Source organism: Sorangium sp. So ce836 (genome assembly GCF_028553905.1).
GTDB lineage: Bacteria > Myxococcota_A > Polyangia > Polyangiales > Polyangiaceae > Sorangium > Sorangium cellulosum_D.
Genome location: NZ_CP102233.1, coordinates 2,991,906 through 3,015,532, shown reverse-complemented (window position 1 = coordinate 3,015,532; position 23,627 = coordinate 2,991,906). Strand labels below are relative to the sequence as shown.

Genomic DNA, 23,627 nt, shown 5'->3' with positions numbered 1-23,627 from the left:
CGCCGGCCGACGGGGGTGGGCGCCGACGGCGGGAGCGTTCACGGGATCACGGCGACGCGCCCCTGGTCGTCGCAGTAGGCGACCCCTCTCCACCCCTCCTCGGTGCAGAGGAAGAAATCGATGCAGCCGGTCCGGCACGCGGCGTCCGCGCAGGTCTCGGCGGCCTCCGCCGGGCAGTCCGGCAGCTGCAGCGCGGGCGTGCAGCCCTGCGCCTCGCCGCCGTGGTCGAGCGTCACCGCCTCGCACCCGCCGCCCTCTCCGCCGCCCGCGCCCACGTCTCCGCCGCCCGCGCCCGCGTCCGGCGCGGGCCCGCCGGGCCGATCGCACCGCGCGACCTCGGTCCAGGCGCCGTCCACGCAATCGTAGAGGGCGCGGCAAGCGGCGTCGTCGCAGCTGCCTCCTCGGCCGACCGGGCACCCTCCCGGGGGGATCTCCCCGCACAGCTCTGGCTCGGCGATGGGATCGCAGCCGGCCGGCGCGAGGACCGCGAGGGCGGCGCCTGCGATGAATGACAGCGGAATCTTCAAGGCAGCCGTAAGCGGCCGTAAGCAGCCGCGAAAGAGAGCTCGGAGCGCGGCGCACGGGGGCGAAATACGCAAGGCGCCTCGCTTCCGCTCATCCGGAGCGATTAGTATGCGCGCCATGCGTCCCTGCGCCACTGCCAGCGCCGTGTTCACCGGAGTCCTCCTCGCCGCGACCGTGTTCGCGGCCTGCTCGAGCGGCACCGCGCCGCCCTCGCCCCCAGACAGCGCGGCGCTCGGCGCATCGCCTCCGCCCGCGTCGCAGCCGCCCGCCGCCGCCGAGCCGGGCGCCGCCGACCCCGGCGCCGCGGCCCCGGGCGCCACCGACCCGGGCGCGGCCGCCGCGCCGGCGCAGCCGGACAAACCCGCGGCGCGCAAGAAGGCGCCCGAGACGGTCGAGGACTGCAAGGTGATCGCCTCCGAGATCACGAACGATCCGCCCGAGGGCGGGGTCGTGATGAACAACGCGATGACGTCCGCCGACGCGGGCTCGAGCGATCGCTTGCAACCGCTCGTCGACGCGATCAAGGCGAGGCGCGACGGCTTCCGCTGCTGCTTCGATCTCTACGCCCGCAAGCACCCGGGCGCGCAGGGGAGGATCACGTGGCAGCTCAAACTGAAGCCCGACGGCACCTTCGAGGACGCGAGCATCGTGCGCGACAAGAGCGACGTGACCGCGCCGCAGGTCGAGTCGTGCATGGAGGAGCTCGCGAAGTCGATCACCTGGGCGCGCTCGCCGAGCGGCAAGGAGACCGTGCTGACCTACCCCTTCGATTTCAAGCGGCGCAACTATTAGCAGCGCGCCGCCGGGGAGGAGCACGTCAGTGTCGAGCGACGCTTCGGGGATCCTGCGCGGCTCGGGCTACCCCGGCCGCAACGCCTACGCCGAGCTGCTCCGCGACACGCGCGGCCTGAGGCGCGAGCAGCAGCAGGCCCGCGAGGCGTGGTTCGCGCGCCTCGCGGCCGACAAGAAGGACGAGACGCTCTTCGAGCTCGAGATCCTCCTCAAGGGCGTCGCCTGCTTCGCGAACCCGCGGAACCACCCCGGCGCGGGCCGGCGCCAGACCATCGTCAGCCACGACTTCCGCGAGCACCTCCAGCACGCGCGCGACGGCATGGCGCGCGTCGTCCAGCTGACGCGCGCCATGCTCGGCGATCGCGATCGCGCCTTCGTCTTCCAGCGCTATCTCGAGACGGTGCTGCCGGAGGACACCGCGCGCACGCGGCTCCTGCACGCGACGATGGCGCAGGAGTCGCCCGAGTCCAGCCTCTTCGTGCTGCGGCACGGGTTCACGAACCTCATCGAGGTCGCGGGCGGGCTGCTCCGGCTGCCGCGGATCAACTTCAGGCTCTTCTACGCCCACCTCGCGACGGCGATGCGCGAGATCGCGCAGAGCACGTTCTTCAACCCGCTCCACGCGCTCGAGTTTCGCCCGGAGTTCGATCGCATCGCGTCCACGCAGGTGCTCGAGCTGATCCACCGCGTGCCCGGCGAGCAGGCGCATCGCCTCGTGGCGCTCACGTTCCTCGCGCTGTTCAGGATGCTCCGGTACCTCCGGCTGCTCGACGCGATCGCGCTCGATCACTCGGATCACCGCGTCGCCGGGCGCGGGTACCTCGTGCTCGCGGTCCTGCGCAGCGACGCCCGCGCGCTCTCGAACTACCTGAGGCGCCGCTCGGGCGCGCTGCTCGCGGACAGCTTCGAGCGCGATCTCCTGCGCGTGCCCGCGAGCGACATCGTCGCGCGCCACGACGAGCTCGCCGCCGAGGGGCACCGCCTGCTCTCCACGAAGGCCGCCCTGACCGGGCTCGCCGCGAACCTGCGGCTCGAGATGCGCCGCGCCTTCGAGCACGATCTTCCGCCCGCCGACGCGCTGGTGAGCGAGTCCGAGTACCGCGTCCGCCTCCGCGCCGTCGCGCACGGCCTCCGCCCCGCGCTGCAGAACGCGATCCTGTTCCTCGGCAGGTCGCTCGGCGCGAAGCTCGAGGAGGGCCGCGTCTTCGACGACCAGGCGGCGCGGCGGGCGACGAGCGATCGCCTCCGGCGCGACGTGTGGATGTTCGCCCAGATCGCCCGCGCGTTCGCGAGCAAGGCGCGCACGACCGGACCGGCGCCCGATCGATGGACGGGCATCGCGAGCTTCGCGTTCGTCCGCGAGTTCCTCTCGTACTTCCGGGCGATGGGCTACCCGCTGCTCCGCGTGGGCGACTACCCCCGCGTCGACGCGTTCGTCTCGGCGATGACGGCGCTCGAGGAGAGCGACCTGCTCGATCCCCAGCGGCTCGACGCCGCCATCCGCGAGTGCGAGGCGTTCTCCGAGTTCCTGGTGAAGCTCTTCGAGCAGATCTCGAAGCGCGAGGACCTCGTCGGCGTCCCGTTCGACCGCAGGGGCGCCGCGCGCGCCCTCCGGCTCTACCTCGGCGAGCGCGCCTGATCGCTCGGCCGCGCGCCTGACGCGCCGCCCGGCGAGCGCCCTCGACGCCGCGACCTCTCGGCGAGCGCCCCCGGCGCGCCGCGCCGCCGCTCCACCCCCGGGAGCCCGTCCGCCGCCTGCGGCACCGGCAGGCCTCTCCGCCCTCCGCGCCGGTCGGGATGCGCGCGCATCGCGCGCCGCTCCAGCGCCGCACCGCGTGGCGCGGCAGCGAGCTGCGCGTCGCGCAAGCGCCGGTCGCCGCGGCCCTGGGTGGCGGTGCCGTCGCGGGGACCTCGTCCACCCGCGCGCCAGGCCTGGCTCAGCGCGCCGTCGCTGCGGCGTCCTCACCCCCCGGACGTCTTATAAGACGGATTGTCTCGTCGCGGCCGGCAGGCCAGCTCGCGGCGCCTCGAGCTGTAGAGAAACGCGAGGCGCGCCTTCTGCGCCTTATTCCGACTCGTCGGACGGCCCGGTGCTCGCGGGAGCCGGGGCCGGCGTGCTCTTGCGCGCGCCGCGGGAGCCCGCGCCCTTGGCCGGGGCGCGCTTCGCGGCGGCGCGTCCGCCTCGGGGCGCGGCCGCCTTCTTCGGCGCGGCGGCGCGCTTGCCGGCCGCCTTCGCCTTGCGCTTCGGAGCGGCCTTCTTGGCGGCGGGCTTCTTGGCGGCCGCGCGCTTCGGGGTCTTCTTGGCGGCGGCGCGCTTCGGGGCGGCCTTCTTCGCTGCCTTCCGCGCCGGCTTCTTCGCGACCTTCCCGGCCTTCGCGGCGGCCGGCTTCTTGGCCGACTTCGTCACCTTCTTCGCAGGCTTCTTCGCGGTCTTCTTAGCAGCCATTGGAAATCCTCCTGCATTCGCCCCGGCACGGCGGACATCGCCCAACGTCCTCGCCGCTACAAACTCCTGACCGAGGCAACAGATGTTGCACGACGTATATTGCCACGCATGGTGATGGTCAAGGAAAATCTTGCAGGCCCTAAACCGATGTATCCCATGTGTTCCAGGCAAACTGGTCCGCAAGCGTTGCGAGGGTAAACGCCAGATCAGGCCGTGGCGAAAACAACCAGACCGCACTGGACAACGGATTCTCGTTGACAATCGCTGGAATGTCTGTCTTGGCCCTCCGCGCTCCTCCCTGACGATCGCGCGCCCGCGCGGCGCGGCGAACGGCGCCGGAGCGCTCATGGTCGCACGGAGCACCAGCGTTGCGCAGGCTCTAGAGAGCCTTGTGCGGCGCCATTCGCCTCGCTACGGTCGCGCCGCCTGCGCGGCGCCCCTCATGGCCGAGCGCCGCGCGGCGCTAGGAGGAAAGGTATGTTGGTTCGTCGCTCGACGTCGTGGTTGCTCCTGGGTGCAACGCTCCTCGCCGGCTCTGGGCCGCTCGGGTGCGGCTACTCGGAGGAGGAGATGCAGGCGAAGGTCCGCGAGATCGAGGGCCTGAAGACCCAGCTGAGCGCCGAGCAGGCGCAGAACAAGAAAGCCAAGAGCGAGCTCGACGAGGCGGCGGCCCGGATCGAGCAGCTCAAGTCCCAGCTCAAGGCCGCGGGCGTCGACATCTCCAACCTGAACGCGAACCTCGAGCAGCAGGCCCGGGCGCTCGAGGACTTCCGCCGCCGCGCCCAGCAGCTCGAGGACATCAAGAAGCGCTTCGAGGTCCTGCGGGAGAAGCTCCAGGCCCTCACCAAGCTCGGGCTCAACGTGACCGTCCGCAACAACCGGATGGTCATCCAGCTGCCCGGCGACGTCCTCTTCGACTCCGGCCGGGAGACGCTCAAGAAGGAGGGCCAGGAGATCCTGCTCAAGGTGGCCGAGGTCATCCGCAACGACGCCGGGCTGTCGGCGCGCTCCTTCCAGGTCGCCGGGCACACGGACAACGCCCCGCTCGCCGGCGGCCGCTTCAAGGACAACTGGGGGCTGAGCGTCATGCGCGCCCGCGAGGTGCTGGCGTTCCTGCTCCAGCCCCAGGACAAGGGCGGCGGCGGCCTCAAGCCCGAGCGGTGGAGCGCCTCCGGCTACGGCGACACCGACCCGGTGAAGGCGAACGACACCCCGGAGAACAAGCAGGCCAACCGGCGCTGCGAGCTCGTGGTGCTGCCGAACGTCGAGGAGATGCTCGACCTGAAGACGCTCACCCAGTGAGGTGTCCGGTATGAGCGTCGCGGCCATCGACATCGGGACCAACTCGGTCCTCCTTCTCATCGCCGAGCGCCGCGGGGGTGAGCTCGTGGCGCTCGTCGAGCGCGCGACCATCACCCGGCTCGGCCAGGGGGTCGACGCGGCGCGCGCGCTCGCGCCCGAGGCCGTCGAGCGGACGCTCGCCTGCCTCGCCCGTTACGGCGAGGAGCTCAGGTCCCTGGGGGTGGAGCGGGTGGACGCCGTCGGGACCAGCGCGATGCGCGACGCCGCCGGCGGGGAGGAGTTCATCGCCCGCGCCCGCGAGCTCATCGGCGTCACCCCCCGCGTGATCTCCGGGCCGGAGGAGGCGGAGCTCACGTACGCCGGCGCGCTGACGGGGCTCGACCTGCCGGCCCAGGGCCCCAGGGTCGTGTTCGACGTGGGCGGAGGCAGCACGGAGATCATCGTCGGCGGCGCCGGCGGGGCGGTGGAGCGGGCGGTGAGCCTCGACGTCGGGAGCGTCCGGCTGACCGAGCGCCACGTCCGCGCGGATCCGCCGGCCGCGGAGGAGCTCGAGGCGGTCCGCGCGGACGCCCGGGCCGCCCTGGCGACGGTCTCGTCCGCGCCCCTGCTCGCGGCGCCCACCCTGGTCGGCGTCGCGGGGACGGTGACGACCCTCGCCGCGCTCGTCCGCGGCGTCGCGCCCTACGATGGCGCCCGCGTGCACGGCGCGCGGGTATCCGGGGCGGAGATCGTGGCCACCACCTCCCGCCTCGCCTCGCTGCCGCTCGCCGAGCGCAGGCAGCTGCCCGCCCTGGATCCGGCGCGCGCCGACGTCATCGTGGCGGGCAGCGTGCTCATCGAGGAGATCCTCGCGTGGGCTTCGCGGCTCGCGGGAGCGCCCGTGGATCTCATCGCCTCGGATCGCGGCGTCCGTTGGGGACTGGCCGAGCGGCTCTGCGCCGCCTGAGCCCCCCGGCTCGTTCGAGGTTTCGAGGTACGGACGGCCACAGCGGCAGGTACCGTTGTGGCTGCCAGATTTTCGACCCATCCCACCCCCGTCAGGTCCGCCACCTCTCCCGGAGACGCCCGCTGTGCCCTACACTAGGGGGCGTGAGCCAGCGTGCATCCACGCGGGTGCCTCCATCGGTGCACACTGTGACCCCGCCGCATCCCGAGAGAAAAACATAGTGATCACGCCACGATGGGTCAGCTACGGGGATTTTCGTTGACGGTTTTAGGCCGGCTCACTAGAGTGCGCGCGCCCGGCGCAAACTGGCCCTTGTTCGAGAGGGCCGTTCCCCCAACCTCAATCCCTTCCGCCCGGAACCGTCCGCTTCTACCGCCGCTGCTCAAGATTCCACTGTGCACGCCTGAGCACCGACCTCTCGAGGGTCATGGCGGTGGTGCTCGCGCTTCTGCTTCTCGCACAGCGGTCTCGAGAGGCGGCTCATCGATCTTTTCTAGGAATGCGCGACGGTGTGTGTCGGTTCTGCGGGTCCAGGTTCAACCGCATGTTCAACGGACGCTTCCCGAAGAGGATTTCGGGAGGCAGACGAAAAAATAAAGAGACGGCGGGGTGGAAGGCAAAGGAGACGATATGCAGGCTCGTTCGGAGATCCAGTTCAAGGTGGGCGACAAAGCCGTCTACCCGGCCCAAGGCGTTGCGGAGGTTGTCAACATCGAGGAGAAGGACATCGCTGGAAACCGCCAGCGATTCTATGTTCTCCGCATCCTGGACACGGATCGCAAGATCATGGTCCCTGTCAGCAACGCGAGCGCGGTCGGCCTTCGCCAGGTCATCTCTGAGCAGGAAATCCGGGAAATCTTCGACATCCTCCGCGAGCGCACCATCGCGTTCGACAATCAGACCTGGAACCGCCGCTACCGCGGTTTCATGGACAAGATCAAGACCGGGTCGATTTACGACGTTGCGGAGGTGCTCCGCGACCTCTACCGCCTGAAGACGGACAAGCAACTCTCGTTCGGTGAGCGCCGCATGCTCGACACCGCCCGGACGCTGATCGTCAAGGAGATCGCGATCGCCCGGGGCCAGACGGAAGAGCAGGTGAAGACCGAGATCGAGGCGATCTTTCTCGCCAACTGAGGCGAACCCTCATGGTTAGCGGCCCTGCGGCCGCTGCCGATGGAGGCCGGCACTGCCGGCCTCCGGGCTTTTGTGGGCCGGAAATCCCGCGCAGGGGCAGCGCGCCGCGGCCCGCGGCGGCCCTGGCGGTCGAGCGCCCTCAGAGATCGCTGCCCGGCCGCTTCTGGACGGGCGGGAGCTGGGGCAGCGCGAGATCGACGCGCCACCCTGCGTCCTCGTAGACGCACGGGATCTGGGCGCGATCGCCCGGGAGCAGGCCGGCGACGTCCACCAGGGCGTGGGCGCCGGCGATCTGGGCGACGTACCGCTGCGGCTCGAAGCGCAGGAGGAAGCGGGACGGCGTGATCATCGCCTCGGGCGCGATCGCCTTGCCGGTCGCCGCGCTGTAGCGCTGCGCGCGCGCGGCCAGGTTGTCCCGAGCGCGCCGGGACAGGAGCTCGAAGGCGGCCTTGGCGTCCGCCGGATCGCCGTGGAGCTGCCGCAGGCGGACGACGAGCTCCCGGACGGCGCCGTCGGGCGTGCCGTTCGGGGGCCGCCTGCTGCACCCGGCGGAGGCGAGCGCCGCGACCGAGAGCGCGATGGCCACGCCGGCCCGAACGAGGCGCGCGGCCGCCCCTCCGCCGCCGTGCCGTGCGTGCTGCCGGTGCGCGAGCATCGCCCCCGTCCTTAGAACGACGCCCCGCCGGCGTCCACCGCGCGCCGCCGCCGCGCGCCCGCCGCGGCTCGCGGCTTCACCCCGGCGCGGCGCCCGCGAGCGCGCCCACCTGGCGGAGCGCCTCGTAGAGGACGATGGACACCGCGTTGGCCAGGTTGAGGGAACGCACGGGGCCCAGCGTGGGAATGCCGAACACGTCGTCGGGCATGCGGGCGAGGAGATCGGGATCGAGGCCCACGCTCTCCTTGCCGAAGACGAGGGCGTCGCCCGGCCGGAAGTCCGCGTCGAGGTAGCTCCGCTGCGCCACGGCGCTGAACAGGCGCAGCCGCGCGTTCGGGTGCCGGTGGCGGAAGTGGGCGATGTCAAGGTGCTGCTCGAGCGTGACCAGGTGCCAGTAGTCGAGCCCCGCGCGGCGGACGCTCCGCTCGTCGATGCGGAACCCCAGCCGCCCGAGCAGGTGCAAGGGGCTCTGCGTCGCAGCCGCGAGCCGCGCGATGTTGCCTGTGTTCTGCGGGATCTCCGGCTCCACCAGCACGATCCGGAACGGCGGATCGAGCGGCGCCGCGCGGAGCCGGGGGCGACCATCCTTGAGCACGCCCTCTCTTTCCGCGACGCGCCCGCGCGCCGCAAGCCCAGAGCGGAGGGATCGCGCGCGCGGGCAGGCTCACCGCCGCCGCAGGGTGCCGGCCCACGCGCCGCGCGCAAAACGCGAGCGGAACCGTCCGAGGCGCCTCTGTCCGCTTGACGGCTGTACGAGCGGACACGTAGCCTCCCGCCTCGGAGACACGGAATGCGCGCATCGTGCTGGATCGCATCGGCTATTGCACTCGCAGGGGTGGCGTCGTCCTCGCTGGCGGCTGCAGACTCCATGGACCCAGCGCTCGCGCGGCTCGTGCGCGACCGGGCTCCGAGCGCTGGTGTCGCTCCCGCGCCGTGCCGCGTCGTGGGGCCGGACCACGGCGTCTACTACAACCCCGCGTCGGGCTACGAGCGCTGCCTGACCGACGACGCGGCGTTCGCGAAGCTCATCGCGCAGTACGGCTTCGCGGTGGCGCCCTCGGCGATGCACTCGGCGCGGACCACGGGCTACGGCGGGTTCGAGATCGGCATCGAGGCCGACTACACGAAGATTGACAGCGAGGCGGACTACTGGAAGCGCGGCACGCAGGGGCCGCCGGATCCGGCGAGCGGGCAGTCCTCGATCGAGAACCGGAGCCCGGACTCGTTCCTGCAGCACTACTCCCTCAAGGTGCGCAAGGGCTTTCCGTTCGGGTTCGAGCTGACCGGCGCGGTCGGGTTCCTCGCCAACACCAGCCTCGTGAGCGGCGGCGCCGACGTGCGCTGGGCGCTGTTCGAGGGGTTCCGCCGCGGGGTCCCCGCGATCTTCCCGGAGTTCGCCGTCGGCGGCAGCGTCCGGACGGTCACCGGGACCGAGGAGTTCCAGCTGACGGTCGCCGGTTTCGACGCGCAGATCTCGAAGCCTCTGCCGATCGGCGGCACCGTGGTCGTCACCCCGTACGCCGGCTACCAGTGGATCCACATCTTCGGCGACTCGGGGCTGATCGATCTCACCCCGAACACCGACGCCGTGAGCTACTGCAACTTCCGCGGGCTGAACTCGCCCGCGAACCCCGTGGCGGGCTCGAACGGCGAGACGCTCCCCCACGACGGCCAGCCGGTGTGCGACGGCGGCTCCCAGGCCGACTTCAACAACACCGTCGTGTTCGACGCCGTGCGCATGACGCGCCACCGGCTCCACTTCGGCGCGCAGCTGCGGTTCCAGATGGTCAAGTTCGGCGCGCACTTCGTCACCGACGTCGTGAGCCCCGAGGACGCAAACCAGGGCTCGAAGCAAGAGATCAACGGCGAGAACAAGTTCGCCGGGCTCGGGTCGCAGTGGACCCTGGCGCTCGATCTCGGCGCCGTGTTCTGACGCGCGCCGCGCCGGGACGCCCGGCGCGGCAGCGGACCCCTCAGCGCTTCGAGCTCAGATCGGGCAGCGCGTAGCCGAGCTCGGAGAGGATCGCCCGGAACGCGCGGTCCTCGTTCCGCGCCACGGTCAGGTGCTCCATGAACTTCTTGAAGTTGCCCTGAGCGGCCGCGTCGGCGGCGCGCTCGCTGTTCTCGAGCACGAGCAGGAGGTGCGGGTGCGCCCTGGAGACGGAGGCGGGGCACTCCATCTTGCTCGCCACGCGGGCGCGCGCCTCGGCGAGCGCGTGCACCACCATGATGAGCTCCTTGTCATGGGTGCGCGGCAGCAGCATGTCGCCTTCCCTGCGCGCCTCCTCGAGGAGCAGGCTCGCCCTGTCCAGGTAGCTCCCGGCCCAGGCCGGCAGCGCGACGAAGAGCGAGCAGAGCGCGAAGGTGAAGGCAATAAACAGGTGACGGATCATCGGCTGGGTCCTCGGTCGTTCACGGATTGCTCGGAGGAGATCCCGCCGGCTGGCGGGGCCCCTGCGCCCTCGGGCGCGCCCCTCGCGGCCTCGGCGGGCGCTCGTTCATCGGATGCGGCCCTGGGCTCCGGCGCGGCGCACGCCACGAGCGCGGCGCGCGCGGCCGCCTGCTCCGCGAGCTTCTTCGACCGGCCCCGGCCGGTGCCGATGACCTGGCCGTCGACCTCCACGGCGACGAGGAACGCGCGGTCGTGGTCCGGCCCCTCCGTGCCCATCAGCCGGTAGCGCGGCGACGCCGCGCCGCGCGCCTGCACGCGCTCCTGCAGCTCGCTCTTCGCGTCGCGCCCGAGCATGCTGCCGCTCGCGAGCTGGGCGAGCGGGCTCGCGACGATCTTCCGGCTCAGCGCCCGCGCGCTCTCGAAGCCGCGGTCGAGGTAGAGGGCCGCGACGAGCGCCTCGGCCGCGTCGGCGAGCACGTTCGTCTGGTCGCGCTCCCCGGCGACCTCCGCGCCGCGTCCGACCCGGAGCGCCGCGCCGAGCTCGATGCCCCGCGCCCACGCCGCGAGCGCGTCCGTGTTGACCAGCGCCGAGCGCATCATCGAGAGCTCCCCCTCGCGCGCCCCCGGAAACCGCTCCATCAGGAGCTCCGTCACGCAGAGCCCGAGCACGGCGTCCCCCAGGAACTCGAGGCGCTGGTTGTCCACGCGCCGGCCGCCCCGCTGCTCGTTCGAGAAGCTCGGGTGCGTCAGCGCCTCCTCGAGGTGCGGCAGCTCCCCCTCCAGCCCCAGGTCCAGACGTCGCAGCAGCTCGCTCGGGAGCATCGCCAGCACCTTGCCCACGGCCCGGAGTCAGCCCGTGCTCAGGCGGTCGGTCAGCTCGGCGAGCTCCAGGTCGAGCGCCGTCAGACCGCCAGCGTCATGCGTGGACCACGCGACCCGCACCTTGCCCCACGACAGCTCGATGTCGGGGTGATGGTCGCGCCGCTCGGCCAGGAGGGCGACCCGCATCACGAAGCCCACGCCGGCCCCGTAATCCGGGAACGAGTAGCTCCGCTCAAGCCGCTCGCCCGCCTGCACCCAGCCCGGGTGAGCAGCGACGAACCCAGCGATCTCATCGCCCGCGAGCCGATCACGCTTGCCCATGGGGCGCAACTATGAGCTAAGCCCCGCCTCGGTGGAACCCCGAATGCGGACCTCGCCGCCGCGCGCCGTCTGCCGCGCGACGTCCGCCGCTCGCCGCGCGCTCGGCCGCTGTGCGCTATACCTCCCGCCGCGATGACCGGGCTTTACGCCTGCCCCTTCTGCCGGGAGATGTTCGAGGCCAGCGAGGCGCCCACCTGCCCCGCCTGCGGCCTCCGGCTGGAGGCGCTCTCGAAGCTCCCCCCCTCGTACGAGGCGCTCCACGAGGACCCCGACGAGCCGCTCCCGCCGCACATGGAGCCGCTCCCGTGGACCTACGCCGGGCGCGGCAGGGGGGCCCTGCTCGCGCTCGCGGTCCTCGGCCTCGCGGCGTTCTTCGCGCCGTGGATCCACGAGACGGCCCCGGAGCTCCGCGAGCTCAGCGGCTTCGGGCTCGCGCGCAGGCTCGGGTGGATGTGGGCCCCCGCGGTCGCGTTCTTCGTGATGATCCCGCTCGTGCTGACGCGGCGCTCGATCCACAAGATGCGCGGCGCCCGCGTGGCCGTCGCGTTCCTCGCCGCGGTCGCCCTCACCACCGTCGCGATGCGCCTGCTGTTCACGCCGGCCAGCACGCTGCTCCGTCCAGTCCGCTTCACGTGGGGGTACGGGCTCTACGCGACCGGGGCGATCGCGCTCCTCGCCCTGGCGACCGCGGCGTTCTTCGGGGGAAAGATCGACGACCTCCCCACGGGACAGCGGCGACGGGGCGACGAGGTGCTGCACTGAGCTCGCCGCGCGCGGCGCGTGGCGCAGGACAGGAAACGACGGCCGATCTCTGGCATCGCGACGCGCTCCGCTCCGAGCGCAGCGCCGATCCCGAGCCGCGAGGGTGCCGGTGAGGATCGCGCGCGGGGCGCCCGGTGAGGATCGCGCGCCGGGCGCGCATGCGGAGGCGCGCCCGGCGCGCATGCGGAGGCGCGCCCGGCGCGCATGCGGAGGCGCGCCCGGCGCGCATGCGGAGGCGCGCCCGGCGCGCGGGCGGGAAGGACGAGAACGACGACGAGGACGACCACGAGCGCGCCCGGGGGCGTCTCGGGTCGACAGGCCAGCTCGTGCGACGTAACCTTGGTGGGAGTGGCCTCCGTCCGCTCCTCGAAGGTGCGCAATGGCCAAGAAATCTGCCAGCGTACGCCGTGAGCTCTCGCGGGACGACGAGGTGTTCGACGTCCCCGCGGCGGTGCTCTGCGCGTGCTGCGGCCAGCCCGATTGCGCCGGGTGCTCCGCGGCGACCGACGAGGGCTCGGGGGTCGTCGCGATCATCCCCTGGGAGCGCACGATCGACGGGGTCTGGTCGCGGCTCTGGGCCACCTCGAAGGCGACCACGCTCGGGGCCGAGACGTTCTTCGCGGCGATCCCCGACGGCGCGATCTCGGCGGCCATGCGGTTCGCCCTGCTGGCGGAGGCGCTCGCGATCCTCTCGATGATCGTCGCGCTCCTGCCCATCGCCGCGCTGGCGCTGCCGGGCCTGACGCTGGAGCTCGCCCGGAACCCGGCCGCGCGCGAGAGCGCCCTCCAGTGGCTCGCGCTCGGCGTCCCGGGGCTCACCGTGTGGATGGTGCTCGCGCACACCTTGCACGGGGCGGCGCTCGACCTCGGCGCGCGCCGCCAGGGAGCGCGGCCCGAGCGACGGCGCGCGATCCGCTTCGGGCTCTACGCGTGCGGCTGGGACCTCATGGCCGGCCCGCTCGGCGCGCTCGTCATGCTCGTCACCGGCGGCGTCAAGGGCGCCGAGCAGCTCCTGTCCGCCTCGCTCCGGGTGCCGGGCAGGGCCTCCACGGCGCTGCTCCTCGGGGTCTACGCGCTCCACCCCGGCGCGGCAGCGCGCGCCCGACGCGCCGGCAGCATCGCCGCGCTCGCGCTCACCATCGCCTCCGGCCTCGCCGCCATCGCGCTCGCCGTCGCCTTCAGCTGACGCTCGCCCGCGGTCGATCGCGGCGACCCGAAGTCGTCGGCGCCGCGCTCCGCGCCCGGTCGCCGCGCTCCGCGCCCGGTCGCCGCGGTCAGCGCATGTCGTTGCGCGGCACAGGCGATGGCGGGGGCGCGCCCGGGCGGCGGCTGCTCGCGAGGGTGCCCGGGCGCTTCAGCGGCTGCAGATCGCCCGTCGAGGTGACGTCGATGAGGTCGACGAGCTCGGGCGCATAGCCCGACACGTCCTGCGCCCGCAGGCGCTCGAGGAGCTGCTTCACCTGCGCCTCGGCCTTGCCGTGCGCGAGGATCTGGCGGATCGACGGCGCCTCCTGCTCCAGCGAGCGGCTCACGGGCCTCCGGCTCTGGCGCCGCCACAGCACGGCGAAGCGATCGCCCTCCGGCACCGGCTCGGGCACGAGCTCCGCGTCCTTCACCCGGGCGGCGGCCTCCAGGAGCCCCGGGGCGACCTTCAGCCCCGGCTCGGACGTGGCGCCGTCGGGCGCCACGAAGCCGAGATCGCCGCCGCGCATGCTGGTCGCCTTGTCGAGCGACCTCTCGCGCGCGATGTCCTTGAACCGCTGGGGCGACGGGTCCTTCTTGAGCTCCGCCAGGATCGCCTCGGCCTCCTCGCGCGTCGCGACGAGGATGCGCCAGAGCGCGACCATCGCCGGGGAGCTGAACTTGTCGCGGTGGGCCTCGTAGTAGGCGCGGACCTCCTCGTCCGTCACCGGGGAGCTCGCCGCCGCCTCCGCCTGGAGCCGCTGCAGCAGCGCGGCGCGCAGGACGCTGCGGATGCGATCCTGCACGTCGGCGCGCTCGGTGAGCTTCTGCGCGGCGGCCCCCTGGGCGAGCAGCTGCTCGCGCACGAGGACCTGGCTCACGAAGCTCTTCCGGATCTCTTCCGGCGTGCGCCCGAAGCTCTGGAGCTGGAACGGAGGGATCTGCGCGAGCCTGCGCTCGACCTCGGGCGCCGTGATCACCCGGTCGCCGACGCGCGCCACCACCGCGTCCGCCGCGCCGCCGGCCGGCGTCTGCGCCTCGGCGCGGGGCGACAGGCCGGTCGACGCCGCGCCCACGGCCGCCACGGCGGCCGCGGCGAGGGAGAGCTTCACCGTTCTCGCGCGCATCGAAGCGGGTTATCCCCGCGCGGGCGGGCAAGGTCAAGCCGCGCCGCGGCGCGCGCCCTAGGCGGACGCGCCTTGCTCTCCGCTGCCCCGCAGCACCCCCGCCCTTCGCAAGGCGTGCGCGTCGAGCCCGACGAACCGGTACACGTCCGCGGAGAAGCCGTAGGCGCGGTGGAGGTGCCGCAGCCCTTCGACGAGCTCGGCCGTCACCTCGACCGGGGGCGGCGGCGGGCACGCTTTGCGGATCGAGGCGAGCGGCTCGCCGAGCTCGAGGAGCTCCTCGACCCGCGACAGGACGTCGATCGGCTTGAGCGCGCGCTTGCCGCGCCGCGCGACGCCCTCGGCCAGCTCGGCGAGCAGGCGCCGACGCCGGCGCTCGGTGCGGCCGTCGCCGGCGCGGCCGCCGCCGCCCAGGAGCAGCTCGTTGAACCGGCGCGCCGCCCGGCGCTTCTCGACCGCATCCGGGCTTCCCCGGCGGTTCTGCGCATCGCCGTTCCGCTTGGCAGGACGGGGCGCTTTGGTGGATCCGGCCCTGGCGGCCGGCGAGCTCTTCGTCTTCACGATCCTCGGCAGGAGCACAGCGGCGCTCGAGGAGCCGGCATTCCCCGGCACATCTTGTTGCTGTCCCCGCAGTATAAACAGCTCATCCCCCGCTTCGAAGAAAGCGGCGAGCGCGGGGCGCGCGGGGCGCGGGGCGCGGGGCGCGGGGCGCGGTGCCGAAGCGTCAGCGTCCGCCCTCGCACCACGCGAGGGCCGTTCCGACCGCGGCGATCACCCAGACCGGCCACGTCGCGCGCGCGAAGCCGGCGAGATCCGAGAGCGCGCCGCGCCGCGCCCGCCGCGCGGCCTCGGCGTGGCCGATCCGGCGCAGCTCCTCGCGCTCGATGTGCGCGTGCTCCTCGTCGTCGAGCGGATCGCTGCCGGCCAGGTGGTGCAGGTGGTGGGTCACCTCGTGGTCGATCGTCTCGGCGATCTCCGCGTCGACGTCGAACCCGGGGTCCGCGCGAGCTTCCGACCGAAACGTCCGGTAGAAGATCCGGATCTCCGGAGGGCGAGCGATCCCGAGCTCGTCCGCGGGCGTCCCGGGCGTGTAGCAGCCGAGCAGCGGCTCGCCGCCGTCGTCGCAGGCGGGCACCCCCGCGTCGATGAAGAGATCGATGTTCCGCACGCCGCGGGCCGCGTAGATGCGCTCGGCCGCCGCGCGGATGCGCGCCTCGAAGGCGTCGAGATCCGGGAAGGCGCCCGCCCTCCCCGCCGGCGCGCCGGGCTGCTCCTCGGGATCGTCCGCGCCCGCTTCGGGGGCGCGGAGCGGCGCGTGCGCGAGCTCGCGCTCGAGGGGCACGTCGAGATCGTTGCGGGCGCCGCAGCCCTGGCAGCGGTGGACCGCGACGAGCCGCGCGGGGTAGCGCGCCTCGTGGTAGAGGTCGACGATCGCCGCCCAGGCTTCGTCCGGCGCCGCGGCGAGCGCGTCGGCGATCACTTTCGTGCGCCGCTCGCGGCCGATCGCCGCGATCCCCATGGCCACGACGAGCGACGGCGTGATCCGGAGCGCGCCCTCGCCGGACAGGCGGAGCAGCGGCATCGCCTCCTCCACGGTCCGCTCGGCGAACCGCACGCCGCGGCAGACGGCGCGCCCCACGCGCAGCGCCGGGATCGGGTGCAGCGCGCCGAAATCGAACGGGCGATCGAGCTCTGGATCGTCGAGCTCGCCGTCGGTGAACGGCCCGATCTCGAGCAGGCGTGACGGGGCGACCTCGAACGGGGCGCCGCAGTTCTCGCAGGTGTACGCGCCCGGCGCCTCGGGGACGACGCCGGCCGACGCGAGGAGCGCGCGCAGGACATGGGCGTCGGCGAGCGGGAGGTCGAGCGGATCCAGCGGCGCGCCGCGCGCGTCGGCCAGGACGGACGGGCCCGCGAGGACCTGCACGTCGCGCGCGCACCTGCCGACGGAGGAGCGCTCGCCGCCGCCGCGGCCGCCGGGAGCGCCGAAGATGGCCGCGGCCTCGGCGCGCGCGGCGGTGTCCGAGAGGCGCACGACGGTGCCGGAGGGGAGGTGGACCTGGTCGGGCAGCGGGCGTTGCGCGGGGCTCGGCATCGCTCGGCGCCTATAAAGAAACGCGAGCGCGCCTTCCAGCGCCGCGGGCCGCCGTCGTCAGGGGTCCTCGGTCGCCGGCGAGCCGCCCGGGCCGCCCTCGCCGGGCGGAGCCGAGGAGCCCCACGCGTCGCGGTCCCTGCCGGCGCCGGAGGGCTCGCGCGGCGGCCGGCCGCTGTCCATGCCGGCGGCGCTGGCGATCCCGGCGGCGCTGGCGAGCTCGGCTGCCACGGCGGCGGAGAGCGAGCCTCCGCTGAGCGGGGACGTCCCCGCGACGGTGGACACCGGCGACGGCTCCGAGGACATGCGATCGCGGCGGCGGCCTCGACCGAGCACCGGCGCGCGCTCGCCGTCGCCGGCCGGATCCGGCGCGGCGGCGCCCACGCGATGCACGGTGGGGCGGAGCTGCATGCGCCCGAGCGACAGGCTCGCCGCGCTGGCCGGGGGCACGCTCGACGAGGGCTCCGCGCCCACCGGGATGCCCTTCCCGAAATCGAGGTAGCGGGTGATCGCCAGGGCGTAGATGAGCTTGCGCACCGTCGACTCCGGCGCGACCCCGGACCGGATGAGCGCGGGGAGCGAGGGCGCGGAGCTCTGGACCACGTCGAGCACGGCGCGCTCGCCCTCGCCGAAGCCGAAGCGGCCGGGCTCGAGGGCGGGGTGCAGACGGAGGGGCACCGACTCGATCCGCTCGAGGGTCCGGTGGAGCCGCGTCGAGCGCTCGCCGTGGTCGCGCAGCCCGGCCCAGAGGAGCCCGAGCGGATCGACCTTCGCTGGATCGCCCCCCCAGTCGGCGAGCACGTCGAGGCCGTCGAAGTAGCGGTACTTCGTCTCCGGAGGCAGGTCGAAGAGGCGCACCATCCGCCGCACGAACTGGACCTGCGCGAGCCAGTCGATGGTCGGGGCGTCGAGGAGCCCCGTCAGCAGCAGCACGTCGCCGAGGAGGCCCCTCGTCGCGAGCGCGTCCGACAGGATGTCCGCGGAGATCACCCCCTCCTCGAGCAGGATCTCGCCGAGCCGGGCGTAGCCGTCGCTCGGGCGGATCTTGACCGGGGATCCCCGGACGATCCGCAGCGTGTGCTCGGCGCCGGTGGGCTCCACCAGGATGAGCGCGCCGGTCAGCCGGTGGTCGACGGCATAGACGAAGAGGTGCGCGAACGGCGTTCGCTCCAGATCTCCTTCCGCCGTCGCCGGACCGTCGGCAGACATCCTGCGTCAAGCTACCATAGCGCACGGGCGCCGGAGCCCCTTTCTCCATGTCGCGCACGACGGAGGCGCGGCGGAGGTCGCTGCGTCACGGACCGCGGCGAAGGGGGCGCGGCGCTGCGCGTCCCGGCGCGCTCCGGGGCGGCGCCGGTGGCGCAGCGGCGCCCGCGCGTCGGGCCGTCGCCACGGGTTCTTGTCGCTGCCGACGCGCGCTCGACGCACTCTCCTGCGCGGCGGGGCGGCGGTCGGGCGTCGGCCGCGGCGGTCGGGCGTCGGCCGCGGCGGTCGGGCGTCGGCCGCGGCGGTTCCGCGCTACGGTGGCAGGCATGCCGCGCGGACATGTGCTGGTGCTCGACGACGAGCGGGCGATCTTGACGACACTGCAGAAGGCCCTGTCGCTCGAGGGCTACACGGTCGACGTCGCCGGCGGCGTCGGCGTGGCCGAGGAGAAGCTGGCGAAGCGGAGCTACGACATCGCGCTGTTCGACGTCTCGCTGCCCGACGGCGACGGCGTCGAGCTGCTCCAGCGGGTACGCGCCGCGGGGTCGGAGATACCGGTCGTGATGATGAGCGGCCACGCGACGGTCGACGCCGCCGTCCGCGCGACGCGGCTCGGCGCGATCGACTTCCTGGAGAAGCCGCTGTCGACCGATCGGCTGCTCCTGGTGCTCGAGAACACCCTGCGTCTGGTCCGCGCCGAGGCCGAGGCGAAGGCGCTCCGGACGCAGACCGGCCAGGTGGGCGAGCTCATCGGCGAGAGCCGGGCGATGCACGAGCTACGCGAGCAGATCGCGCGCGCGGCGAAGGCGACCGCGACGGTGTTCGTGACGGGCGAGCGCGGCACCGGCAAGGAGCTCGTCGCGCGCGCGATCCACGCGGCGTCGAAGCGGGCGCGCGGGCCTCTGGAGAAGATGAACTGCGCGGCGGTCCCGAGCGAGCTCATCGAGAGCGAGATGTTCGGGCACGAGGCGGGGGCGTTCACGGGCGCGACGAAGCAGCGGCGGGGGAAGTTCGAGCGCGCGAGCGGCGGGACGCTGTTCCTCGACGAGGTCGGGGACATGCCGCTCGCGATGCAGGCGAAGCTGCTCCGGGTGCTGCAGGAGCGGGAGATCGAGCGCGTGGGCGGGCACGAGACGCTCAAGGTCGACGTGCGCGTGGTGGCGGCGACGAACCGCGACATCGAGGCCGCGTGCCGCGAGGGGCAGTTCCGGCCGGACCTCTACGATCGGCTGAACGTGCTGCCGCTGTCGCTGCCGCCGCTCCGGGCGCGGCGCGAGGACGTGCCGCTGCTCGCGCGGCATTTCCTGGCGCTCGCGACGCAGGCGAACGATCGGCCCGGGATGGCGTTCACGGAGGGCGGGATGCGGATGCTCGTCGCCTACAGCTTCCCGGGGAACGTGCGGGAGCTGCGCAACATCATCGAGCGGCTGGTGATCCTGACGCCGGACGAGACGATCGACGAGGGCGACGTGAAGGTCTGCCTCGGCGGGCAGCAGGCCGCGATGAAGGGCGGGATCTTCCGGCCGGGGGTGCCGTTCCGGGTGCTCGCGGAGGAGGCGGAGCGGACCATCCTGGAGGAGGCGCTCGGCCACTACGGAGGGCAGATGGCGGCGACGGCGCGGGGGCTCGGGCTCGAGCGGAGCCACCTTTACAAGAAGTGCAAGGCGCTCGGGTTGCGCGGGGACAAGGGGGAGGCGGACGAGGAGTAGCCGGCGACGGAGCCGTGCCGGGGAGCCCGCGCCGAGGGGAGGGTCTGCGCGGCGGCCGCGGGTGGGCGCTCGGCCATCCGCCGAGGCGGGGACGGGGGAGCTTGCGCTGAGAACACCGCCCGGCATGTCTCCCTTCGGGCCTTGCCACCTGGGACGTTTCGTCGCGCGCCACACAAGGCGCGCCTGAGACGCGGAGCCCGCTGGGACCTGATGGCACCTCGGTCGGTGCTCGCCGCGCCCGCCCGCGGCCGCCGCGCAGACCCTCCCCTCGGCGCTACGGACGTCCTTTCCAGACCGTTTCCGGTTCGCCGAAGGCTCCCAGCTACCTCCCCCAGACCGTTTCCGGTTCGCCGAAGGCTCCCAGCTACCTCCCCCAGACCGTTTCCGGTTCGCCGAGGGCTCCCAGCTACCTCCCCCAGACCGTTTCCGGTTCCCCGAGGGCTCCCAGCTACCTCCCCCAGACCGTTTCCGGTTCCCCGAGGGTTCCCCAGCTACCTCCTCCAGACCGTTTCCGGTTCCCCGAGGGTTCCCCAGCTGCCTCCCCCGAACCGTTTCCGGTTCCCCGAGGGCTCCCCAGCTACCTCCCCCAGACCATTTCCGGTTCGCCGAGGGCTCCCAGCTGCCTTCCCCGGACCGTTTCCGGTTCCCCGAGGGCTCCCCAGCTACCTTCCGGCGCACGACACCACACGACCGAGCGCCTCGGCCGGCGGCTTGCCTTCCTCCCTCACGCAAACACAAGATGCGCCATGACGACGGCGCGCGTGCTCGACCGGGAGCTCGATGCCCCCTTCGCGGGTCAGGAGGACGACCTCCTCGAGAAGGAAGAGGAACCGTCGCCGGACGAGACGCAGCCTCGGCAACCCGCCAGCTGGCCCCTCCAGATTTCCAAGGTCGAGCGCTCGATCTTCGAGCTGCACCGGAGCTGGAAGAACGGGGTGCTCCGCCTCGATCCGGACTTCCAGCGGGAGTTCGTCTGGGATTACTGGCGCAAGGTCAAGCTCGTCGAGTCCGTGCTCGTGCGCCTCCCGTTGCCGGTGTTCTACCTCTCCGAGGAGAACGAGGAGGAGACGCTCGTCATCGACGGCCAGCAGCGCCTCACTACGCTTTTCAGCTTTCTCGACGGAGGGTTCCGTCTGAGCGGGCTCAAGCTGCTCCCGGACCTCAACAAGAAGCACTTCAAGGATCTCGACGGCAAGGTGCAGCGCCGGTTCGAAAACACACCGCTCACCTGCTTCATCGTCCAGCCGGGCACGGACGAACAGGTAAAGTTCCAGATCTTCGAGCGCGTGAACGAGGGGGCCGTTGCGCTCAACGCCCAGGAGATCCGCAACTGCCTCTACCGAGGGCCTGGCCTCGACTTCATCAAGCGCCTCGCCAACGACGCATCGCCCGGCTCGTTTCGTGACGTCGCAGGCCTGAACCGGGGCTACAGACGCATGAGGGCGGACGAGCTCGTGCTCCGTGCCATCGCCTTCCTCGATCTCGGGATGGACCGCTACACCGGCGAGCTGAAGAGCTTCCTGAACGACGAGCTCAAGCGGCTGAACGCCTCGACAGAAGACGAACGCCACGCGCTGGAGCGCAGGCTGACGCACGCCCTCACCCACACGAAGACCGTCTTCGAGGATCATGCCTTCTGCCGTTACAAGCCCTCGGATGGTTCGTGGGCGCGGCAGCTCAACGGCCCGCTCGTCGAGGTCATCATCGCCGGCTTCGATCGGTTCTTCCCCGCAGGGAAGTCCTTGCCGCCCAGAAGAATCAAGGCCGTTCGGGATCGCTTCCGGGCGATCTCCGGCGAGGAAGCGTTCCGCGACTCGATCACCTTCGCCACGCAGTCGACGAGCTCCGTTCGAACGCGGTTCGATCTCTGGATGAAGGAGCTCGCACATGTTGCGTAGCGTGTTGCTCGAAGGCTTCCGCTCGTTCGAACAGCCGACGGCGGTGCGTTTCGCTCCGCTGACGATCCTCGCGGGGCCCAACAACGCAGGGAAGAGCTCCGTCATCCAGGCGCTGCTCGCGCTCGTTCAGTCGGAGCAGGCGTCGAGCGGCGACGCTCTGCTGCTGAGCGGCGCATGGTGCGATCTCGGCCGGTTCGACGACGTCGTCAGCGCAAGCCGTCCATTGGACCAGCGCCGCTTCGCCATCGGCATCAACGGACAGACTCCGAACGGAAATGGGCGCGATGCCTTGTGGGAGCTCGGGCCACCGGATGACGATGCGCTCGCAGCCGCGCGGGTCCACAAGCTCGACTATGCCTCAGGCGGAGTGACGGGGCGGCTCGTCCTAGAGCGCGAGCGCTTTGCCTGGAGCGAGGAGACCGCGGCGATCGGGCAAGAGCCTCCCGAGAAGCGGCGCGAGCACAGCGGGAGCGCGGTCTTCGTCCACCCTGGCACCATCGACGTGCGCCAGCTGCATTCACGGTCAGGGACGTACCTGACGAGGCGCATCTCTTTCAGCCTCGTTGATGCTTCGCGCACGCAGTACGTCGGTCCCTTCCGTGCTCCGCCGCAGCCGCTCTACACGCCGCGCATGTCCGTAGCCGGCCCGCCGCTCGGCCGGTACGGGGAGCACACGGCGGAGCTCCTGTTCCGGCGTCGTACCCAGCAGACCGACGTCGCCATCCCGGGGAAGGCACACGAGGACGCGGTGGTGCCTATCCTCCCTGCGGTCAACGCGTGGTGGTCCCACCTCTTCGAAGGCAGCTTCGCCCTCCAGATCGACGCACCCGCCCGCCTCGGGTTCACGCTGTCGATCGACACACCCTCGGCCGAGCGACTCGGGCTCGGGCAGGTGGGGCTCGGGCTCTCCCAGGCGCTGCCGATCGTCACGGCGTGCCTCGTCTCCCGCCCCGGCGATCTGCTCCTCATCGAGACGCCCGAGGCGCACCTCCATCCCGGCGCGCAGCATCGCCTGACGAGCCTCTTCATCGAGCTCGCCCGCAAGGGACGCCAGGTCGTGATCGAGACGCACAGCGAGCACCTCGTCACGGCCGCGCAGATCGCCGTCAAAGAAGGGCTGCCGCCGGACGACGTCGCCATCAGCTTCTTCAGCCAGGAAGCCGGCCGGACGTTGGTCCAGGAGATCGAGCTGAACCCACACGGACGCGCGCTGCGCTGGCCGCGCGGCTTCTTCGACCAGGCCGCCATAGATCTCGCGGAGCTCCTCCGCTGATGCCGGTCGTGCTGCTGAACCACGACTTTGTGGAAGGGATGGCCTACCGCGCGGATCTCGGCCCGGTCGCCGTCACCCTGCAGGACGTGCAGCGACGCCTCGGGGGCGATCCGATGCACGTGCACCCGGCGCTCGCGCAGCAGGCCACCGGTGAGGGTCTGTTCATCGCGTGGGCCAACCAGCACCGCAACGACGTCGAACGCGGCCGGCTCATCGACCTGCTGCTCCGGCTGCTGAGCGGCCCGTTCGTGACCGATCTCCCGATCGAGCGAGACGTCTCCCTGCTCTCGGACGACCCCGCGCTCCCTCCCGAACCTCCGTGGCGGCGCGAGGCGATGCGGCACCTCGCCGCGCACGCGCTCACGGCGCCCTCCACGGCGCCGTGGGTGCTGTCGTTCGATCCCCGCTCCGATCTCTCGCAGCCCAGGTACCGATTCGCATACGGCGACGCGATCGCCGAGGTCGACAACTTCAGGAGCAGCACCGAGGCGCTCCACCGGCTGAGCGAGCTGGCGACCTGCGGGCTCGTCGGCGCCCTCGCGACGCTCGAAGCCGCCGCACAGCAGGAGAGCCGGCTCATCGTCCTCGATCGAGCTCGCGATGCCGCGCGGAAATGGAACCTTGACTGCCCGGAAGCCACCCTGTTCCGCGCGCTGGTCGACCTCGCGATCTACGCCGCAGCGCTCGACGAAGGGCTATCCCGCGAGCTGGCCGCCGAGCGTTACCACAAGGCGAGCGGCGTCCCGATGTCCCGGGAGAGCGGCGAGGTCGCCCGCAGCCCCACCTGCAAGCGGCAGCGCACGTTCGTCGTCCCCGGTCGGGGCGAACAGTACTTCGACATGCACGCGAAGCCCGGCGCTAGCACGCGCATCCACGTCTGGACGGACGTCGTGGAAGATCGGCACGTCGTGTACGTGGGCCATTGCGGCGAGCACCTGCTCTTGCCCGGCGGCAAGCGCTGATCGCGCGCAACAGCGAGCGCGCTCTGAAGCGACGCAGCTCTCGTCGCGAGGACGGCGCCCTGATCCCGAGGAACTTCCTCG

General features: G+C 72.4%; 23 protein-coding genes. 12 read left to right on the top strand and 11 right to left on the bottom strand.

The features are described 5' to 3' along the window. Positions 1 to 38: 38 nt before the first annotated feature. Entirely contained in the window at positions 39 to 527 is a 489-nt protein-coding gene (locus NQZ70_RS10925; RefSeq protein ID WP_129581276.1) for a hypothetical protein, read from the bottom strand. A gap of 115 nt (positions 528 to 642) precedes the next feature. Between NQZ70_RS10925 and NQZ70_RS10920 the strand changes: the two genes are divergently transcribed. Together NQZ70_RS10920 and NQZ70_RS10915 are read left to right on the top strand one after the other, a co-directional pair. Further along, entirely contained in the window at positions 643 to 1,317 is a 675-nt protein-coding gene (locus tag NQZ70_RS10920; RefSeq protein WP_165373904.1) for an AgmX/PglI C-terminal domain-containing protein, read from the top strand. A 28-nt stretch (positions 1,318 to 1,345) separates the two neighbouring features. Beyond that, positions 1,346 to 2,956, top strand: coding sequence for a hypothetical protein (locus NQZ70_RS10915; RefSeq protein ID WP_129574169.1), 1,611 nt, complete (start codon positions 1,346 to 1,348; stop codon positions 2,954 to 2,956). 426 nt (positions 2,957 to 3,382) lie between these two features. Here NQZ70_RS10915 and NQZ70_RS10910 read toward each other — a convergent pair whose 3' ends face one another. After that, positions 3,383 to 3,763, bottom strand: a complete 381-nt coding sequence (locus NQZ70_RS10910) for a histone H1 (protein ID WP_129574168.1) — start codon at positions 3,761 to 3,763, stop codon at positions 3,383 to 3,385. 477 nt (positions 3,764 to 4,240) lie between these two features. On the opposite strand from NQZ70_RS10910, the gene NQZ70_RS10905 reads away from it, so the two are divergent. From NQZ70_RS10905 to NQZ70_RS10895, 3 genes are all read left to right on the top strand, one after another. Further along, positions 4,241 to 5,065, top strand: coding sequence for an OmpA family protein (locus NQZ70_RS10905; RefSeq protein ID WP_129574167.1), 825 nt, complete (start codon positions 4,241 to 4,243; stop codon positions 5,063 to 5,065). A 10-nt stretch (positions 5,066 to 5,075) separates the two neighbouring features. Continuing rightward, positions 5,076 to 6,011, top strand: a complete 936-nt coding sequence (locus NQZ70_RS10900) for a Ppx/GppA phosphatase family protein (RefSeq protein WP_129574166.1) — start codon at positions 5,076 to 5,078, stop codon at positions 6,009 to 6,011. A gap of 630 nt (positions 6,012 to 6,641) precedes the next feature. Then, positions 6,642 to 7,148, top strand: a complete 507-nt coding sequence (locus NQZ70_RS10895) for a CarD family transcriptional regulator (RefSeq protein WP_012234339.1) — start codon at positions 6,642 to 6,644, stop codon at positions 7,146 to 7,148. Positions 7,149 to 7,287: 139 nt separating this feature from the next. Here the strand turns inward: NQZ70_RS10895 and NQZ70_RS10890 are convergent, their stop codons facing one another. Together NQZ70_RS10890 and NQZ70_RS10885 are read right to left on the bottom strand one after the other, a co-directional pair. Then, on the bottom strand, positions 7,288 to 7,803 hold the full coding sequence (locus NQZ70_RS10890; protein WP_129574165.1) for a hypothetical protein: 516 nt from the start codon (positions 7,801 to 7,803) through the stop codon (positions 7,288 to 7,290). A gap of 76 nt (positions 7,804 to 7,879) precedes the next feature. Next, positions 7,880 to 8,398 carry a tRNA (cytidine(34)-2'-O)-methyltransferase gene (locus NQZ70_RS10885; RefSeq protein ID WP_044987962.1) on the bottom strand — a complete coding sequence of 173 codons (519 nt, stop codon included), beginning with the start codon at positions 8,396 to 8,398 and terminating at the stop codon, positions 7,880 to 7,882. Between the two features lie 273 nt (positions 8,399 to 8,671). Here NQZ70_RS10885 and NQZ70_RS10880 point away from each other — a divergent pair, with 273 nt between their 5' ends. Continuing rightward, the gene (locus NQZ70_RS10880) at positions 8,672 to 9,736 is read left to right on the top strand and encodes a hypothetical protein (protein WP_237245217.1); all 1,065 of its coding nucleotides are present in this window, start codon (positions 8,672 to 8,674) and stop codon (positions 9,734 to 9,736) included. Between the two features lie 40 nt (positions 9,737 to 9,776). Here NQZ70_RS10880 and NQZ70_RS10875 read toward each other — a convergent pair whose 3' ends face one another. Genes NQZ70_RS10875 through NQZ70_RS10865 form a run of 3 tightly spaced genes read right to left on the bottom strand, consistent with a single transcriptional unit; the run spans position 9,777 to position 11,338 of the window. Continuing rightward, a complete protein-coding gene (locus tag NQZ70_RS10875) occupies positions 9,777 to 10,196 on the bottom strand; it encodes a hypothetical protein (protein WP_129574163.1) in 420 nt (139 codons plus the stop codon). After that, positions 10,193 to 11,017, bottom strand: coding sequence for a ribonuclease III (gene rnc / locus NQZ70_RS10870; protein WP_129581274.1), 825 nt, complete (start codon positions 11,015 to 11,017; stop codon positions 10,193 to 10,195). The genes NQZ70_RS10875 and rnc overlap by 4 nt, the downstream gene beginning before the upstream one ends. A 27-nt stretch (positions 11,018 to 11,044) precedes the next feature. Further along, on the bottom strand, positions 11,045 to 11,338 hold the full coding sequence (locus NQZ70_RS10865; protein ID WP_129574162.1) for a 4a-hydroxytetrahydrobiopterin dehydratase: 294 nt from the start codon (positions 11,336 to 11,338) through the stop codon (positions 11,045 to 11,047). Between the two features lie 132 nt (positions 11,339 to 11,470). On the opposite strand from NQZ70_RS10865, the gene NQZ70_RS10860 reads away from it, so the two are divergent. Next, a complete protein-coding gene (locus NQZ70_RS10860; RefSeq protein WP_237245216.1) occupies positions 11,471 to 12,100 on the top strand; it encodes a hypothetical protein in 630 nt (209 codons plus the stop codon). A 379-nt stretch (positions 12,101 to 12,479) separates the two neighbouring features. Next, entirely contained in the window at positions 12,480 to 13,286 is an 807-nt protein-coding gene (locus NQZ70_RS10855; RefSeq protein WP_129574161.1) for a hypothetical protein, read from the top strand. Positions 13,287 to 13,374: 88 nt separating this feature from the next. Here NQZ70_RS10855 and NQZ70_RS10850 read toward each other — a convergent pair whose 3' ends face one another. The 4 genes from NQZ70_RS10850 to NQZ70_RS10835 all read right to left on the bottom strand — a co-directional run bounded on the left by NQZ70_RS10850 (position 13,375) and on the right by NQZ70_RS10835 (position 17,707). Further along, a complete protein-coding gene (locus NQZ70_RS10850; protein ID WP_129574160.1) occupies positions 13,375 to 14,409 on the bottom strand; it encodes a peptidyl-prolyl cis-trans isomerase in 1,035 nt (344 codons plus the stop codon). A gap of 57 nt (positions 14,410 to 14,466) precedes the next feature. Next, positions 14,467 to 14,967, bottom strand: coding sequence for a hypothetical protein (locus tag NQZ70_RS10845; protein WP_237245215.1), 501 nt, complete (start codon positions 14,965 to 14,967; stop codon positions 14,467 to 14,469). A 163-nt stretch (positions 14,968 to 15,130) separates the two neighbouring features. Continuing rightward, positions 15,131 to 16,501 (bottom strand): metallopeptidase family protein, encoded by a 1,371-nt coding sequence (locus NQZ70_RS10840; RefSeq protein WP_129574158.1) that lies wholly within the window; start codon positions 16,499 to 16,501, stop codon positions 15,131 to 15,133. Positions 16,502 to 16,558: 57 nt separating this feature from the next. After that, positions 16,559 to 17,707: a hypothetical protein gene (locus NQZ70_RS10835; RefSeq protein ID WP_129574157.1), complete on the bottom strand. Its 1,149-nt coding sequence runs from the start codon at positions 17,705 to 17,707 to the stop codon at positions 16,559 to 16,561. Positions 17,708 to 18,030: 323 nt separating this feature from the next. Between NQZ70_RS10835 and NQZ70_RS10830 the strand changes: the two genes are divergently transcribed. The 4 genes from NQZ70_RS10830 (at position 18,031) to NQZ70_RS10815 (ending at position 23,546) form a co-directional block, all read left to right on the top strand. Further along, a complete protein-coding gene (locus NQZ70_RS10830) occupies positions 18,031 to 19,413 on the top strand; it encodes a sigma-54 dependent transcriptional regulator (RefSeq protein ID WP_129574156.1) in 1,383 nt (460 codons plus the stop codon). A 746-nt stretch (positions 19,414 to 20,159) separates the two neighbouring features. Next, positions 20,160 to 21,311 carry a DUF262 domain-containing protein gene (locus tag NQZ70_RS10825; protein ID WP_129574155.1) on the top strand — a complete coding sequence of 384 codons (1,152 nt, stop codon included), beginning with the start codon at positions 20,160 to 20,162 and terminating at the stop codon, positions 21,309 to 21,311. Beyond that, positions 21,301 to 22,584 carry a DUF3696 domain-containing protein gene (locus NQZ70_RS10820; RefSeq protein ID WP_129574154.1) on the top strand — a complete coding sequence of 428 codons (1,284 nt, stop codon included), beginning with the start codon at positions 21,301 to 21,303 and terminating at the stop codon, positions 22,582 to 22,584. Before NQZ70_RS10825 ends, NQZ70_RS10820 begins: the two co-directional genes overlap by 11 nt. Beyond that, on the top strand, positions 22,584 to 23,546 hold the full coding sequence (locus NQZ70_RS10815; RefSeq protein ID WP_129574153.1) for a hypothetical protein: 963 nt from the start codon (positions 22,584 to 22,586) through the stop codon (positions 23,544 to 23,546). Before NQZ70_RS10820 ends, NQZ70_RS10815 begins: the two co-directional genes overlap by 1 nt. The last annotated feature ends 81 nt before the right edge of the window (positions 23,547 to 23,627 follow it).